The 15655-nt window shown below is 73.3% G+C and carries 13 protein-coding genes; 5 read left to right on the top strand and 8 right to left on the bottom strand.

Annotated elements, in window-relative coordinates:
- Nucleotides 1-169: 169 nt before the first annotated feature.
- Nucleotides 170-2443, top strand: coding sequence for a bifunctional glycosyltransferase/CDP-glycerol:glycerophosphate glycerophosphotransferase (locus KY5_RS15955; RefSeq protein WP_098242881.1), 2274 nt, complete (start codon nucleotides 170-172; stop codon nucleotides 2441-2443).
- Between the two features lie 6 nt (nucleotides 2444-2449).
- Here the strand turns inward: KY5_RS15955 and KY5_RS15950 are convergent, their stop codons facing one another.
- Together KY5_RS15950 and KY5_RS15945 are read right to left on the bottom strand one after the other, a co-directional pair.
- On the bottom strand, nucleotides 2450-3241 hold the full coding sequence (locus tag KY5_RS15950) for an ABC transporter ATP-binding protein (protein ID WP_098242880.1): 792 nt from the start codon (nucleotides 3239-3241) through the stop codon (nucleotides 2450-2452).
- On the bottom strand, nucleotides 3234-4154 hold the full coding sequence (locus KY5_RS15945; RefSeq protein WP_098242879.1) for an ABC transporter permease: 921 nt from the start codon (nucleotides 4152-4154) through the stop codon (nucleotides 3234-3236). The genes KY5_RS15950 and KY5_RS15945 overlap by 8 nt, the downstream gene beginning before the upstream one ends.
- Before the next feature lie 149 nt (nucleotides 4155-4303).
- On the opposite strand from KY5_RS15945, the gene KY5_RS15940 reads away from it, so the two are divergent.
- On the top strand, nucleotides 4304-4924 hold the full coding sequence (locus KY5_RS15940) for a TetR/AcrR family transcriptional regulator (protein WP_098242878.1): 621 nt from the start codon (nucleotides 4304-4306) through the stop codon (nucleotides 4922-4924).
- Between the two features lie 26 nt (nucleotides 4925-4950).
- Here KY5_RS15940 and KY5_RS42150 read toward each other — a convergent pair whose 3' ends face one another.
- Nucleotides 4951-5115 (bottom strand): hypothetical protein, encoded by a 165-nt coding sequence (locus KY5_RS42150; protein WP_199843100.1) that lies wholly within the window; start codon nucleotides 5113-5115, stop codon nucleotides 4951-4953.
- 191 nt (nucleotides 5116-5306) lie between these two features.
- Between KY5_RS42150 and KY5_RS15935 the strand changes: the two genes are divergently transcribed.
- Both KY5_RS15935 and KY5_RS15930 read left to right on the top strand, forming a co-directional pair.
- Nucleotides 5307-6485, top strand: coding sequence for a sensor histidine kinase (locus KY5_RS15935; RefSeq protein WP_098247280.1), 1179 nt, complete (start codon nucleotides 5307-5309; stop codon nucleotides 6483-6485).
- Entirely contained in the window at nucleotides 6473-7117 is a 645-nt protein-coding gene (locus KY5_RS15930) for a response regulator transcription factor (RefSeq protein WP_098242877.1), read from the top strand. Before KY5_RS15935 ends, KY5_RS15930 begins: the two co-directional genes overlap by 13 nt.
- On the opposite strand, the gene KY5_RS41800 is transcribed toward KY5_RS15930, so the two are convergent.
- The 5 genes from KY5_RS41800 to KY5_RS15910 form a co-directional block, all read right to left on the bottom strand.
- Nucleotides 7114-7287, bottom strand: coding sequence for a hypothetical protein (locus tag KY5_RS41800; protein ID WP_159072532.1), 174 nt, complete (start codon nucleotides 7285-7287; stop codon nucleotides 7114-7116). The genes KY5_RS15930 and KY5_RS41800 overlap by 4 nt on opposite strands.
- Before the next feature lie 473 nt (nucleotides 7288-7760).
- Nucleotides 7761-10301, bottom strand: coding sequence for an FtsX-like permease family protein (locus tag KY5_RS15925; RefSeq protein WP_098242876.1), 2541 nt, complete (start codon nucleotides 10299-10301; stop codon nucleotides 7761-7763).
- Nucleotides 10298-11068, bottom strand: coding sequence for an ABC transporter ATP-binding protein (locus KY5_RS15920; protein ID WP_098242875.1), 771 nt, complete (start codon nucleotides 11066-11068; stop codon nucleotides 10298-10300). Before KY5_RS15920 ends, KY5_RS15925 begins: the two co-directional genes overlap by 4 nt.
- Nucleotides 11069-11183: 115 nt before the next feature.
- Nucleotides 11184-12167 carry a UDP-glucose 4-epimerase GalE gene (gene galE, locus KY5_RS15915; RefSeq protein WP_098242874.1) on the bottom strand — a complete coding sequence of 328 codons (984 nt, stop codon included), beginning with the start codon at nucleotides 12165-12167 and terminating at the stop codon, nucleotides 11184-11186.
- 99 nt (nucleotides 12168-12266) lie between these two features.
- Nucleotides 12267-13940 (bottom strand): glycosyltransferase family 2 protein, encoded by a 1674-nt coding sequence (locus KY5_RS15910; protein WP_234362744.1) that lies wholly within the window; start codon nucleotides 13938-13940, stop codon nucleotides 12267-12269.
- Nucleotides 13941-14051: 111 nt separating this feature from the next.
- Here KY5_RS15910 and KY5_RS15905 point away from each other — a divergent pair, with 111 nt between their 5' ends.
- Complete coding sequence (locus KY5_RS15905) at nucleotides 14052-15653, top strand: glycosyltransferase family 39 protein (RefSeq protein WP_098242873.1); 1602 nt, start codon at nucleotides 14052-14054, stop codon at nucleotides 15651-15653.
- The last annotated feature ends 2 nt before the right edge of the window (nucleotides 15654-15655 follow it).

The following is a 15655-nucleotide window of genomic DNA, read 5'->3' as shown; positions in this document are numbered from 1 at the left end:
GGGTGTGTCCGTGTTCGGCGGATCAGGGACCTTCTTCCTGTCCGTTTCGGGACCTTTGGCGGGCGGCGAAGTTCATCAAACGGTCATAGACTCGAAAGGAGGTACCTATAAGGAAATCTCCACACTGCCCTGTACTCCGGCCCCACCTGCCCGAGGAGCTCCGCCCGAAATGCCACGGATCAGCATTGTCGTCCCTGTCTACAAAGTTCAGGGATACCTCCGCGAGTGCCTCGACTCAGTGCTCTCGCAGAGCTACGGGGACTTCGAGCTGATCGCGGTCGACGACCTGTCCCCGGACGGCTCCGGAGCGATCCTCGACGAGTACGCGGCACGCGACCTGCGCGTCATCGCCGTCCACCAGGAGAAGAACGGCGGCATAGGCAACGCCCGGAACACGGGCGTCGCGCGGGCCAAGGGCGAGTACCTGCTCTTCCTGGACAGCGACGACACCCTCGTGCCGGGCGCCCTGGAGGCGATCGTCGAGCGGATCGACGCGACGGGTCGCCCCGACATGGTCCTGTACGACTACGCGCGCACGTTCTGGTGGAACGGCGAGCGGCGCAACCGCGACGCCGACCTGTTCGCCGAGCCGGGCCCGGACGTCTTCACGATCGCCGAACGCCCCGAGCTGCTCGACCTGTTCACGGTCGTGTGGAACAAGGCGTACCGCAGGGAGTTCTACCTGGAGGGCGGCTTCAGCTTCCCCGAGGGCTTCTACGAGGACGCGGTCGTCGTCTACGAGTCGCTCTTCACGGCCGCCAGCATCTCCCTGCTCGACCGCGTCTGCGTGCACTACCGCCAGCGCCGCCAGGGCAACGCGCTGCGCACGCCGAGCCGTGAGCACTTCGCCGTGTTCGCCACGTACGAGCGCCTGTTCCGCTTCATCGAGGAGCGCCCCGAGCTGCACCGGTGGCGCGCGTTCATGTTCGAGCACATGATCGACCACTACCTCTTCATCCTCAGCCGCCCGGACCGGGTGCCGCCGAACGCCCGCGCCGAGTTCTTCGGCAAGGCGGCCGCGCACTACCGCCGCTACCTGCCCGCCGGTTTCGAGGTTCCCGAGGGCATACAGGGCGCCAAGTTCCACGCGGTGGGCCGCGGTTCGTACCGCGCCTTCCAGGGGCTCAAGCTGGTCAACAGCGGCTATGTGAAGGGCCGCGCCAAGGCGCGCAAGACCAAGAACAAGGTCGGCAAGCGCGCGTACGCGACGTACTACCAGCTCCAGCGCCAGCGCCCCATCGACGAGAACCTCGCGGTGTACGCGGCCTACTGGTACCGCCTGCCGTCCTGCAACCCGCTGGCCGTGTACGAGAAGGCCAAGGAGCTCGCCCCGAACGTGCACGGGGTGTGGGTCGTCAAGAAGTCCCTGGAGGACCAGGTCCCCGAGGGCATCGACTACGTGGTCGCCAACACCCCCCGCTACTGGGAGGTGATGGCCCGCGCCAAGTACTTCGTGAACAACGTCAACTTCCCCGACCGCGTGATCAAGCGCCCGGGCCAGGTCTACCTCCAGACCCACCACGGCACGCCGCTCAAGCGCATGGGCATCGACCAGCAGCGCTACCCCGCGGCCGCCAAGGGCATGAGCTTCCGCAAGCTCCTCGAGCGCGCGGACCGCTGGGACTTCAGCGTCTCCTCCAACCAGCACACCACCGAGGAGTGGGAGCGCGTCTACCCCTGCGCCTTCGAGTCGGTCAACTCCGGCTACCCGCGCAACGACGTGTACTACCGGGCGGGCGCGGACGACGTGGCCGCGATCCGCGAGAAGCTCGGCATCGAGCCGGGCAAGACCGCCGTCCTGTACGCGCCGACCGTGCGCGACTACCAGGCGGGCTTCATCCCGCGCCTCGACCTCGCCAAGGTCGCCCAGGAGCTCGGCCCCGACGTCGTCCTGCTCGTGCGCACCCACTACTTCTACGGTGCGGACCCGCAGCTCGCGCGCCTGGAGGACGAGGGCGCGCTGATCGACGTGTCGGCGTACCCGGTCGTCGAGGAGCTGAACCTGGCCGCCGACGCGCTGATCACGGACTACTCGTCGATCATGTTCGACTACGCCAACCTCGACCGCCCGATCATCACCTACGCCGACGACTGGGACGTCTACGTCAAGTCGCGCGGCGTCACCTTCGACCTGCTCTCCGGCAAGCCGGGCGAGACGCCGGGCGTCATCGCCACGGACGAGGACGAGCTCATCGAGGTGTTCCGGAGCGGCAGTTGGCGCGGCGCCGAGGCCACCGCGCTGCGCGCCGCCTTCCGCGAGCGGTTCTGCCAGTGGGACGACGGCAACGCGGCGGAGCGCGTCGTGCGCCGGGTGCTGCTCGGCAAGGAGATGGCCCCCGAGCCCGTCGCCGGGCGCACGCCCGCTCCCGCGCCGGGCGAGGAGGCCGCGTCCGGCCTGCGTCTGGTCCCGGGCGACGACCCGGACAAGCTGCTCGCGGGCTGAGCGGGGCTACTTCTTGCCGCCGGTGAAGTCCTCGTAGGCCGCGAGGACTTCACCCGTGGGGCCGTCCATCCGCAGCTCGCCGCGCTCCAGCCAGAGCACGCGGTCGCAGGTATCGCGGATGGACTTGTTGTTGTGGCTGACCAGGAAGACGGTGCCCGCGCGCTTGCGCAGCTCGCGGATGCGGGCCTCGGAGCGCTTCTGGAAGGAGCGGTCGCCGGTCGCCAGGGCCTCGTCGATGAGCAGGACGTCGTGGTCCTTGGCCGAGCCGATGGAGAAGCGCAGGCGGGCCGACATGCCCGAGGAGTACGTGCGCATCGGCAGCGTGATGAAGTCGCCCTTCTCGTTGATGCCGGAGAAGTCGACGATCTCCTGGTAGCGCTCCTGGACCTGCTCGCGGGACATGCCCATCGCCAGGCCGCCGAGCCGCACGTTGCGCTCGCCCGTCAGGTCGTTCATCAGAGCCGCGTTGACGCCGAGCAGCGAGGGCTGGCCGTCGGTGAAGATCCGGCCGCTCTCCACGGGGAGCAGTCCCGCGACCGCCTTGAGCAGCGTGGACTTGCCCGAGCCGTTGGTGCCGATGAGCCCGATGGCCTCGCCCTTGTAGGCGGTGAACGAGACCTTCTTGACCGCGTGCACCTTGCGTACGCCGGGGGATTCGCCCTTGCCGCGCTTGAGGATGCGGCCGAGCGCGGCGGTCGCGCTGCCCCGGCCCGCGGTGGCTCCCGCGCCGTGCACGCGGTAGACGATGTCGACCTGGTCGACGATGACGGTGGGGGCGCCTGCCCGGGAGTCAGCCACGGCCGTAGGTCTCCTCTGCCTTCCAGAAGTAGATGAACCCGCCGAGTCCGGCGAGCACCGCCCAGCCCACCGCCCAGGCCCACACGTGGTGCGGCAGCTGGTCGTGGTGGAAGGTGTCGATCAGCGCGAACCGCATCAGGTCGATGTAGACGGCCGCGGGGTTGCACTCCAGGAGCGTGGTCACCAGGTGCGGCAGGTCGCGGCCCTTGAGGACCGCGTCGAGGCTCCACATCACCCCGGACGCGTACATCCAGGTGCGCAGCACGAACGGCATCAGCTGCGCGATGTCCGGTGTCTTGCTGCCGATCCTCGCCATCACCAGTGCGAGGCCGGTGTTGAAGGTGAACTGGAGCGCGAGCGCCGGGAGCACCAGGAGCCAGGCGGGCGTGGGCGGGACGCCGAAGCAGAGCAGGATCACCAGGAGCGCGCACATCGAGAACAACAGCTGTTGGAGCTGTTGCAGGCAGTACGAGATGGGCAGCGAGGCGCGCGGGAAGTGCAGGGCGCGCACCAGGCCGAGGCTGCCGGAGATGGCGCGGGTGCCCGCGAGCACGGACTGCTGGGTGAAGGTGAAGACGAAGACGCCGGTGACCAGGAACGGGACGTAGTCCTCGACGTCCCGCTTGGTGTTCATCAGGACGCCGAAGATGAAGTAGTAGACCGCCGCGTTGAGCAGCGGCGTCATGATCTGCCAGAGCTGGCCGAGCTTCGCCTGGCTGTACTGGGCGGTGAGCTTGGCGGTGGAGAAGGCGGTGATGAAGTGGCGGCGCTGCCACAGCTGCCGGACGTAGGCGGGCAGGGAGGGGCGGGCGCCGCTGACGGTCAGGCCGTACTTGGCGGCCAGCTCGGCGGGGGTCAGGCCCTGGTCGGCGGGGGCTGCTGTGGGAGGCGGTGCGTCGAGGACCTGGCTCACGTCCGTCGCTTTCGCTCGGGGAAGCCTCGGAGAAGGCTCGGGGAAGCAGAGGCGAACGTCGGGACGGGCCCGTATCGTCGCAACGTCGAGACTAGGGCGACGGTACGTCGGAACGCAACCGTATCGTCGTGGCGCTTTATGCTGTTCGCATGACGACGAGCAGGCCATCAGGTGAACAGCCGCGCCGCAGGGCGCCCGCCGGGGCCGCCGTGCTCCGCGAGGACGTGACCGAGGCCATCAGGGCCGCCGTCTTCGAAGAGCTCGCCGCCGTCGGCTACGCGCGCATGTCCATCGAGGGCATCGCGCGGCGCGCCGGGGTCGGCAAGACCGCCGTCTACCGGCGCTGGCGCTCCAAGCTGCACCTCGTCCTCGACCTCGTCTCCGCGATAGCGGTGCAGGGCCTCCCGGCGCCCGACACGGGCTCCCTGGAGAGTGATCTGCGGCTGCTCTACGAGGTGACGTCACGGGCGCTGCGGCACCCCGTGGCCTCGCAGATCATCCCCGACCTCCAGGCCGAGGCCGCCCGCAACCCGGAGATCGCCGAGGCGTTGCAGAAGGCGCTGCGAGAGGGGCAGCACGGGGTCGCGAGCGGCATCGTGGCCGCCGCCGTCGCGCGGGGCGAGGTGCGCGAAGGGGCCGACGAGGACCTCGCGCTCGACCTCGTGTCGGGGCCGCTCTACTGGCGGTCGGTGGTGGTGCGGGCGAAGCTGCCCAAGGGCTATCTGGGCAGTCTCGCCACGGCCACGGCCGCGGCGCTCCGGGCGCTCTGAGGCGGGGCTCCGGGCGCCGGTGGGCCTCAGGCGTCGCGGCGGCGGGTCAGGTACAGGCTCACCCCGGTGCCGAGCGCCACGACGCCCGTACCGACGCTGATCAGGACCTGCTGCACGCCGTCGAAGGCGAAGCTGGTCATGACGTTGACGACGAGAGCGGCCGCGAGGACGAGCCAGAGCAGGGCCTTCATGGGGTGCTTCCTTCCGGGCGGAGCGGCCGCCGCTCCGTGCGGCGGCCTGGGATCAACTCTGCGGTCCGCGCCGCGCGGAAACGATGGGGCGCCCTCCCGGATCCATGGTGTAGCGCACTCCACCACAGGGCCGGGAGTCCGCCCGCTCTCGCCCGCGCGCCCGGTGACCTAGCCTGACCGGTATGACCGGCATGAAGGAGACGCTGCGGCGTGCGGGGCTCGCCATGGCGCAGCTGGGCAAGGGGGCCGGGCTCGCGCTCGTCTCCTACCTCTTCATGGCGCTGCTGCTCTTCACCGCCTTCGTCACCCTGCTCGTGGTCGGCGCGGCCGTGCTGCCCGAGACGGTCCAACTCCTGCGCAGGACCGCCGGGTTCAAGCGGCGCCTGGTCGGCACCTGGACGGGCCGCCCGGTGCCCGAGGCGTACGCCCCGCTCACCGGGGACGTCCGCGAGCGGGTGACCGCCGCCCTGAAGGACCCCTGCACCTGGCGCGACCTGCGCTGGCTCTTCGTGCACTTCGTCTACGGCCTGGTCCTGCTGTACGTCGCGATCCCCCTGTTCGTCCTCGGCGTGCTCGTCGACGGGGTGTGGTGCGGGCTGCTGCGCCAGCGGGCCGTGCTGCTGCCCCTCGTCGCGGGCCTCGCCGGCCTCGACGCGCGGTGGTCGCGGGTCCTGCTCACCCCCTCGCCGGACGCGCGGCGCAGCGCCGAACTCGCCGAGCGCGTCGAGGAGCTGACGGTCACCCGGGCCGGTGCCGTCGCCGCGCACGGTGCCGAACTGCGGCGCATCGAACGCGATCTGCACGACGGCACCCAGGCGCGCCTCGTCTCCCTCTCGATGCGGGTGGGCCTCGCACGCCGGGCGTTCGACAAGGACCCCGACGCCGCGCGCAGGCTCCTGGACGACGCCCAGGACCAGGCCGAGGAGGCACTCACCGAACTCCGCCACGTCGTGCGCGGCATCCACCCGCCGATCCTCACCGACCGGGGCCTCGCCGGTGCGGTGCGGGCACTCGCGGCGGGCAGCGGGCTCGATGTGACGGTCGCCGCGGAGGGTGTCGAGGACCCGGCGGGCGAGGCGGTGCGCGCCCCCGCGGCGGTGGAGGCCGCCGCCTACTTCGTCGTCGCCGAGGCGCTGACCAATGCCGCCAAGCACAGCGGCTCCGCGCGGGCCTTCGTGGACCTGTCCCGGGCGGCCGGGGTACTGCGGGTCGTGGTGCGCGACGAGGGGCGGGGCGGCGCGGACGACGCGGGTGGCAGCGGGCTGCTCGGCATGCGGCGCAGGGTCGCCGCGCTCGACGGGACACTTGAGCTGACGAGCCCCGTCGGGGGGCCGACCGTGATCGAAGTGGAGCTGCCGTGCGCGTGGTGATCGCCGAGGACAACGCCTTGCTGCGGGAGGGTCTCGTGCTCCTCCTCACCTCCGCGGGGCACGAGGTGGCGGCGGTCGCCTCCACCGGGCCCGAGGTGCTGCCCGCCCTCCTGGAACACCGGCCCGACGTGGCGGTCCTGGACGTGCGGATGCCGCCCGGGTTCCGCGACGAGGGACTGCGGGCCGCCCTCGCGGCCCGCGCGCGGATCCCCGGACTTCCGGTGCTCGTCCTCTCGCAGTACGTGGAGGAGACGTACGCCGCCGAACTCCTCGGCGGGGGAGCAGGTGGGGTCGGCTACCTCCTCAAGGACCGGGTGGGGCGCGTCGACGAGTTCCTCGACGCGTTGGAGCGGGTGGCCGGTGGCGGCACGGCGCTCGACCCCGAGGTGGTCACGGAGCTGCTCACGCGGCGGCGCGACGACCCCCTCGACTCGCTGACGCCGCGCGAGCGGGAGGTGCTTCAGCTGATGGCCGAGGGGCGGGACAACGCGACGATCGCGTCGCTGCTCGTGGTCTCCGACCGGGCCGTCAGCAAGCACATCGGCAACGTCTTCGCGAAGTTGGGGCTGCCGCCGAGTGACAGTGGGCATCGGCGGGTGCTGGCGGTTCTCGCCTATCTGAACAAGGGCTAGGAGGTTGCGCGCTGCCTGCGGTGTCTGACGGCGAGCGTGATGCCCGAGGCGAGGGCGGTCAGGCCGGTGGCGATGCTGATCAGGGCCTGCTGGGCGCCGTCGAAGAGGAAGCTGCTGGATATGTTCACGGCGAGCGCGACGAGGAGCAGGAGCCAGAGGAGGGGCTTCATGGGGGTGGGTTTCCTTCGGTTTCGGTGGGTGGGTACAAGTCTGCCGGGTGCGGGGTCGCGGGGGCTCGGGTGGGTGCGGGTGTGCGCCTTGGGTTCGGTTGTGGGGCGGGGCCGCGGGGGTATGTGCGTACTCGCCGTCCCAGAGCATTGCCAATGGGTTTGCTTCCGTGCCTCGTTCACTGATGTGCTCCGTGCGCACATACCCCCACGTCCCCTCGGGCCGTCTTGGCGGCTGCGGCCCGTTTTAGGGGCGCGGGGAACTGCGCGAACCCCCGTGTGCCGTCGCACTGGACGTGGGGATGATGCCACCACCTCCCCCACCCACCCTCGCGCGGTGGGGCCGGGGGGATGCCGCCACCTCCCCCACCCACCCCCGCACGGTGGGGTCGCTTTTAGGGGCGCGGGGAACTGCGCGAAACCCCGGGTGACACCGCACCGGACGCGGGGGAGACGCCACCTCCCCGAAGAAGCGGTCAGCGCACCGGATAGCGCCCCCGCAACACCGGCCAAGCCGGCACAAGCGCCCCCGCAACAGTCGTCGCCCCGACCGTCAGGGCGATCAGCGCCGCCTGGGGCAGGGGAAGGTGCGGGAGCGTGCGGGCCGTCGAGAGGCTGAAGGCGAGCAGGGGGAGCGAGGCCACCGCCGCGCCCACCGTCAGGCCGGTCAGCGCCGTCGCCGCCGCCTCCAGGCGCAGCATGCGCCGCAGTTGGTCCCGGCCCGCACCGGCCAGGCGGAGCAGGGCGAGTTCGGGGCGGCGGCCGATGGTGATCAGGGACAGCGTGCTCAGGACGGCGATCACCGTGAAGCCGCCGACCGCGCCGACCGCCGCCACGCTCACCACCTCCCCGAGCGCCCGGTCCTCCGGATCGAGCCGTTCGGGGCCGGGGTCCGCCGTGACCCGGGCCCCGGGGGCCGCCGCGCGCAGCGCCTGTGCGGCGCCGCCCGGCGCGGCCACCAGGACGCGGTCGGGGCCCGGTGACGAGGTGTGGCGCAGGAGTTGGTCCCGGGAGAACAGGAAGGCGCCGAGGGCCAGTTCGCGGTCGTACGTCGCCACCACCTTCAGGCGGGCCTCCACTCCGTCCCCGAAGCGCAGCGTCACCTTCGAGCCGGGGCCCACGTCCAGGTCGCGCGCCTGGTCGCGGCCGACCGCCACCGTGCCGGGGCGGAGTGCGGACAGGGCGCCCTCCCGTACGGCCGGGTCGAGCGTCCGGGACAGGCCCTCGGGGGTCACGCCGAGCACCGGCAGGCGGTCCAGGCGCGGCGAGCCCGTCTCGCGGCGGGCCAGGACCACCGTGCCGCGCGTGACGGCGGTCGCCGCTCGTACGCCGGGGGTCTCCCTGATCCGCTCCAGCGTGCCCCGGGGCAGGCCGCCCGCCGCGGTCACCGCGTAGTCGGCCCGCGCCGCCTCCTCGGCCTGGTCGCCCGCGGCGTGCGTCATCGTCGCGCCCGCGGCGAGCTGCACCGAGACGAACGCCGTGACCAGGATGATCGGGGTGAGCGCCGCCCCCAGACGCCGCGCGGACGCCGTGCAGTTGGCCGCCGCGAGATGTCCTGCGGGGCCGCCGTGGCGGCGCAGTCGGCCGCCGAGCACCCGCATGGCGCCCTCGGCGATCCACGGTCCGAGCAGCGCGCACCCGATCACCAGGACCACCGCCGCCGCACCGGCGGCCGCCGCCGCGGCCTCGCCGTGCTGAAGCGTCGCGGTCCCCGCCGAGCTCACTCCGATGAAGAGCAGTACGAGCCCGGTGATCCGCCGCGCGTTGCCCGGCGTCGCCTCGCGCAGCGCCTCGGCGGGACGTACCTTCGCCGTCCGCGCGCAGGCGATCAGCGCGGCGACGCGGGCGATGAGGAGCGTCAGGCCCGCGGTCAGCAGCGGCGCGGGCAACAGCCAGGGCGGGAGCGGGAGTTCGAGCCCCGGCGGCAGTGCGCCCTGTGCGTCGAGCAGGGCGCGCAGCGCGACGTACGCGGGGACGGCCGCCACCGCTCCCGTCAGCGCGGCCCGCACCGCGACCCTGCCGACCTCCCGGCCCACCGCGCCCCGCAGCTGTCGCGGCGTCGCCCCGACCGCCCGCAACAGGCCCAGTTCGCGCGAGCGTTGCTGCAACGCCTGCACCACCGTCGACGACACGACGAGCAGCGCGATGAGGACGACCGTCGCGGTCACCGAGCCGAGCAGCGCGAGCATGCCCGACCTGGCGGGTGCCGCGCCGAGGAACTCGGCACCGCCGCGCCCGTCCCCCGTCAGTACGCGCAGTCCCGCGCCGTCCCCGTCCGCCCGGTGCCCCACGCCGTGCGCCCCCGCCGTGTCGAGGGCGTGCCGCACGCGCGCGTACAGGGCCGACGTGCTCGTGCCGGGGTCGGCCCGCACGCCGACGGCGGCCACGGAACCGGGGTGACCGGCCAGGCGGCGCGCCTCGGCGGAGGTGAAGTAGGCGGCGTCGCGCGGGCCTTCGGCCACGCCTGTCACCCGGTACGTGGCGTCGGTCCCCGCGACCCGTACCGTCACGCGCTCGCCGACGCCGACCGTTCCCCCGCCCACGACGACCTCGGACGCCCGTCGGGGAGCGGCTCCCTCCAGCAGGGAGTAGGAGCCCAACCGGGCCGCGTCCCAGGGGCGTCCGGTGATCTCGGTTCCGTCGACGCCCGCCGGGAACACCTCGTCGGCGATCGCCGCGCGCACCCCGGGGACCGCGCGCACCGTCTTCAGCGCCGCCCGCGGGACCCGTACGCGCTCGGTGAGCCCCGCCGTCGCCGTCTCGGGTTTGCTGCCCCACGGTTTGGCCGTGAAGCGGGTGTTCTGGTCGCCGGTGACGACGAGGTCGGCGTCCGCGTAGCGCTCCACGCGCGCGTGGCCGAGTCCGGCCGAGGAGAGGGCCAGGGTGAAGGCGCCCAGGAGGAGGGAGGTCAGGGCGAGCGCGGCGAAGACCGCGGCCCATGCCTTGCGGTGCGTGTGCGCCGCGCGCGCGGCGAGCAGCGCGGTGACGCGAGTCTTCTTCGGGGCCGTCTTGCTCATGCCGCTCGCCGCCCCAAGTCCCGCATGATGGCGTGCACGTGGCTGCTGTCCGGGTGTTCGACGCGCGCGGCGATCCGGCCCTCGGCCAGGAACAGCGCCTCGTCCGCCCAGGCCGCGGCCGCCGGGTCGTGCGTCACCATCACCACCGTGTGGCCGTCCCTGTCGACCGCCTGCCGCAGCAGCGCGAGCACGTCCTGTGCGGTGGCCGGGTCGAGGGCGCCCGTCGGCTCGTCGGCGAAGACCACCTCGGGCGAGGTGACCAGGGCGCGGGCGATCGCGACGCGCTGCTGCTGCCCGCCGGAGAGTTCGGCGGGCCTGTCGGCGCCGCGCTCGCCGAGGCCGACGGAGTCGAGCGCGTCCCGCGCCCGCCCGTCGTCGGGCACCTCGCCGAGCAGCAGCGGAAGGGCGACGTTCTCCAGGACGCTCAGCGAGGGCACGAGATTGTGCGCCTGGAAGACGAAGCCGACGCGCTCGCGCCGCAGCCGGGTCAGCGCCGTCTCGCTCAGCGGCGCGATCTCGACGCCCCCGATGCGCACGCTCCCCGACGTCGGCCGGTCCAGGCCCGCCGCGCACTGCAGGAGCGTCGACTTCCCCGAGCCCGAGGGGCCCATGACGGCGAGGAACCGTCCGCGCGGCACGGCGAGGTCGACCGGTTCGAGCGCGACGGTGCCGCGCCGGTAGGACCTGCCGACCCCGTCGAGCACGAGCGCGTCCGGCTCGGCCACCTCCGCCACGGCCGTACGGCCCGAACCTCGTCGCCTGAACATCGCCTACGCCCTCTCCGTGGTCACAGATCCCACAGAGAACGCTAGAAACCGCAGGTCAACGGGGCGAGAGAGTGCGCACCCGGCTTGGGGGTGGAGCCTGCTACACCCTCAGCCGCTAGCCGCGTGCCGCGTCCGGGTGCTCGCGGAGCCAGCCCGCCCAGGCCGAGGCGATCATGTCGCGCACGTCGTGCTTGGCCGACCAGCCCAGTTCCGCGGCGATGCGGTCGGCGGCGGCGACCACGCGGGCCGGGTCGCCGGGGCGGCGCCCGGTGACCTCGGCGGGGGTGGTGTGTCCTGTGACCTCGTTGATCAGGTCGGTCATCTCGCGGACGGAGACGCCTTCGCCCCGGCCGATGTTGAGGGTGAGGTCCGTGCCCCGGGGCGCCTCGGCCAGCCTGCGCGCCGTGGCGACGTGGGCCTCGGCCAGGTCGACGACGTGGATGTAGTCGCGTACGCACGTGCCGTCGGGGGTGTCGTAGTCCGCGCCGAAGATGCGCGGGGCCGTGCCGTCCGTGAGCTTCTCGAAGACCATCGGGACGAGGTTGAAGACGCCGGTGTCGGCGAGGTCGGGGGAGGCCGCGCCCGCCACGTTGAAGTAGCGCAGCGACGCCGTCGTCAGGCCGTGGGCGCGGCCCGCGGCGCGGACCAGCCACTCGCCCGCCAGCTTCGTCTCGCCGTACGGGTTCATCGGCAGGCACGGCGTCTCCTCCGTCACCAGGTCCACGTCGGGCATGCCGTAGACCGACGCGGAGGAGGAGAAGACGAGGCGGGTGACGTCCGCCGTGACCATCGCGTCCAGGAGCGCCCGCAGGCCCTCCACGTTCTCGTGGTAGTAGTGCAGCGGCCGCTCCACGGACTCGCCGACCCGCTTCTTGCCCGCCAGGTGCACGACCCCGGTGACCGCGTGCTCCTCGAAGGCGCGCACGAGTCGGTCGCCGTCGAGGACCGAGCCGACGACCAGCGGCACCCCGGCGGGCACGCGCCCGGCGTCGCCGGTCGACAGGTCGTCGTAGACCACGGCCGTCTCGCCCGCCGCCGTCATGGCGCGGACGACGTGCGCCCCGATGTATCCGGCGCCGCCGGTGATCAGCCAGGTCATGCTCGCCCTGTCTCCTTCTCGTCCTCGTCCTTCGGGCCCGCCGCCTCGGGCGTCCGGTGCGTGGAGGTGCAGTGTCGCAGAGGCGGCGTACGGGACACGTCAGCGGCCGCCGACGCGGTGGGCCACCCGGGACAGGCGGCGCCGCACGACCTCGGCGACGCCCCGCACCCCGGGTGCCACGCGCACCGAGAGGTTGCCCGCCGCGGTGGCGTACGGCTGGACGAGCAGCACGCCGTGCCGCCCGCCCGGCACCACCGTGCGGCGCAGCAGGCCGGGCCCCGCGAGCGCGTGCGCGGTGCTGTCGCGCGAGGTCCCGTCGGCGAAGCGGAGCCGCAGCCGGACGTCCCACACGCCGCTGTCGAGCGAGGCGAGGTCGAGCAGGACCGTGGCGGTCCAGGTCGCGCCGGACGTCTCGCCCTCCGGTGTGCCCCGGTCGGCCGCCGGGCGGAACGCCGCCGTGCGCCGCAGCCAGGGGCGGCCGCTCTCCCGGTGGACGATCTCCACGTCGACCGTGGCGGGTCCGGCCTCGGCCACCCGCCCGTACAGCTCGTGCAGCCGCAGCGTGAGCCGTCCGCCGCCCGCGCGCGGGCGCAGCTCGCCGTCGACGGCCAGCGGCAGCAGCCTGATGGGGCGTACGAGGAGGTGCTCCAGGGTGACCTGGGGCAGGTCCGCCGACCAGAGGGGGGTGCCGTCGGCGCTCTGCGGGTACGGCGGCGCGAGCCGGGCGGGGCGGGCCGCCACCTGCTTGAGGCGGTTCAGGTCGCGCGGCTCGGCGGAGGCGAGGACCACGCGCGCGATGACGCGGCCGGGGGCGGGCGCCGCGTCCAGGTCGGCGGCGTCGAAGGTCTCCAGGTACGCGCGCGTGCAGGCCCACCACTCGCGCCGGTACTCCGCGCCGCGCGAGGTCAGTTCGCGGGTGTACATCCGCAGGCCGTGGTCGATGAACTTGGCGCGGGCGGCCCGTGCGAGCCGCTTGCCGCCGGTGCCGAGGGCGTCCCGCAGGATCTCGACGGACTGGCGGTGCGCCTCCATGCGGGCCTGCCAGTTGGCTATGCCGGAGCGGTCCAGGGATATGGACAGCCTGGCCGCGGTGCGGCGCACGTGCCAGACGTAGACGGTGTCGGGGACGAGCGCGATCCGGGGCGCGGCGGCGAGCACGCGCGCGGTGAAGACGAAGTCCTCGTAGATGAAGCGGCCTTCGGGGAAGCGGACGCCGTGCTCGCGCAGGAAGGCGGTGCGGTAGAGCTTGTTGACGCAGAGCGTGTCGTGCACGAGGCGGGGCCGCAGCTCGGGGCTGCCGATCAGCTGTGCCTTGCGGTAGAGCTCGGGCTGCCACGGCACTTCGCGCCCCGACGGCAGCTCGCGGCGTACGCACAGTCCCGAGGCGACCTGCGCGCCGTGCCGCCGCGCCGCGCCGAGCAGGGCGTCGACGGCGCCGGGCGGCAGTACGTCGTCGCTGTCGAGGAACATCAGGTGCGCGGAGGTGACGGCGTCGATCCCGTCGTTGCGGGGCGAGCCGCAGCCGCCGCTGTTGGTGGCGCGGAGGATGACCCGCACCCGGCTGTCCTCCCGGGCGAGCGCGGCGAGCACGTCTCCGCTGTGGTCCGTGGAGCAGTCGTCGACGGCGATCACCTCGCGGACCGCGGGTCCCTGGGCGAGTGCGGAGCGCACGGCGTCGGCGAGGTGGTCGGCGTCGTTGTAGCCGATCACGACGACGGAGACGCCGTCGGCCGGTGGGACGGAAAGAGGCTTCTGAGGCAGGGTGCGGTCCACACGGGAAATTTTAGTGGTTGCGGTCAATTATCCGATAAGGGGTCTATGTACGGGGTAGGCAAGGGGTGTCAATACCCCTCATAGGCGGGCCAATCGCACAAGCTCGGCTTCATGCAGGCCACGCCGCGCCCCGCGCCCGTCTCCGCGCCCTTCTCCGCCCCCACCCCCGCGCTCGCTCCCTTCACCGCCGCGCTCCTGCCCGCTCTCGTCATGTTCACTCTCGGTCTGTGGGGCCTGGACCGGGGCACCATGTGGCGCGACGAGGGCACCACCCTGGACGTCGCGCGGCGCTCGCTCCCGGAGATCTGGCACCTGGTGCACCGGGTCGACGCGGTGCACGGCCTCTACTACGTCCTCATGCACGGTGTGCTCCCCGCCCATCCGGGTGAGGTCGCGCTGCGGCTGCCCTCGGTGCTCGCCGCGTCCGCCGCAGCCGCGCTCGTCGCGGCCCTCGGCACACGGCTGGCGCGGCCGCGCGTCGGACTGTGGGCGGGGCTCCTGTACGCGGTGACGCCGATCGCGGGGCACTACGCGCAGGAGGGCCGTTCGTACGCGCTCGTCGCCGCGGGTGCCGCGCTGACCACGCTGCTCCTCGTGCGGGCGGTCGAACGCTCCGGGCCCTCCGTCGACCGGCGCGCCTGGTGCGCCTACGCGGCCGCCGCCACCGGCACCGCGCTGCTGCACGAACTCGCCGTGCTGCTGCTCGTCGCCCACGCGGTGACGCTGCTCGTCGCCCGGGTGCCGCGCCCCGCCCGGCGCGGCTGGGCGGCCGCCGCGTGTGTCACCTGCGTCCTGCTGCTCCCGCTGTTCGTCGCGTCCGGCGGGCAGTCCGCCCAGGTGGCGTGGCTGGTGGCGCCGGACGGGGCGGCGGCGGACCGGCTGTTGCGCGCGTTCGCGGGGCCGACCAGGCTCGTCCTCGTCGGCCAACTGCTGCTGGCCGTGGTCGCGCTGCGCCCGCCGTGGTCCGGCGCGCGGCGGTGCGCTCACTCACGGCCCGCCCTCTCGCTGTGCGCGGTGGCGCTGCCGCTCCTGGTGGTGCCTCCTGCCGTGCTCCTCGCGGTGTCGCAGCGCTGGCCGCTCTACCAGGACCGCTACGTGCTGTTCGCGCTCGCCGGTCTGCCGCTGCTCGTGGCGGCCGGGGCGGACCGGGTCGTACGAGGGGTCGGCGCGGCCCTCCGTACGCGCCCCGGGGATCCGCCGTGGCCCGCCCCGCGACCGTGGATCTCGCGCGGCAGGACGGCGGTGGCCGCCGTGGGTGCCGCCGCCGTCGGTGTCACGCTGTGGTGGCAGTTGCCGCTGCACCGGCACGACCGGGCCTTCGGGCACGACCGCGAGAACCCCGCGGCGGCCGCCGCCTTCGCCGCCCGCGAAGTGCGCCCCGGCGAACCGGTCCTGTACCTGCCGCTGCTGGCCCGCCGCGTCAGCCTGGCCTACCCGGCCGGCTTCCGGGGCACCCGCGACCTCGCGCTCGCCAGGTCGCCCGGCAGCTCGGGCACGCTCTACGGAGTGGAGGTGCCCCCCACCGAACTGCGGCGCAGGCTGGCGGCGGTGGACCGCCTCTGGGTCCTGACGGAACCGCCCGCGCTGCGCCAGGCGCGGCGGGCGGGGCAGGGGGCCGAGGAGGCCAAACTGGCCGTACTGAAAAGGGAGTTCACCCCGCATGTCACCTATGCGGTGCCGGGCGCGACGCTGCGCCTCTACGTCCGGCGCTGACG

Source organism: Streptomyces formicae, from assembly GCF_002556545.1.
Classification (GTDB): domain Bacteria; phylum Actinomycetota; class Actinomycetes; order Streptomycetales; family Streptomycetaceae; genus Streptomyces; species Streptomyces formicae_A.
Note: the sequence above shows the minus strand (reverse complement) of the source record. Positions and strands in the feature narration are given on the sequence as shown.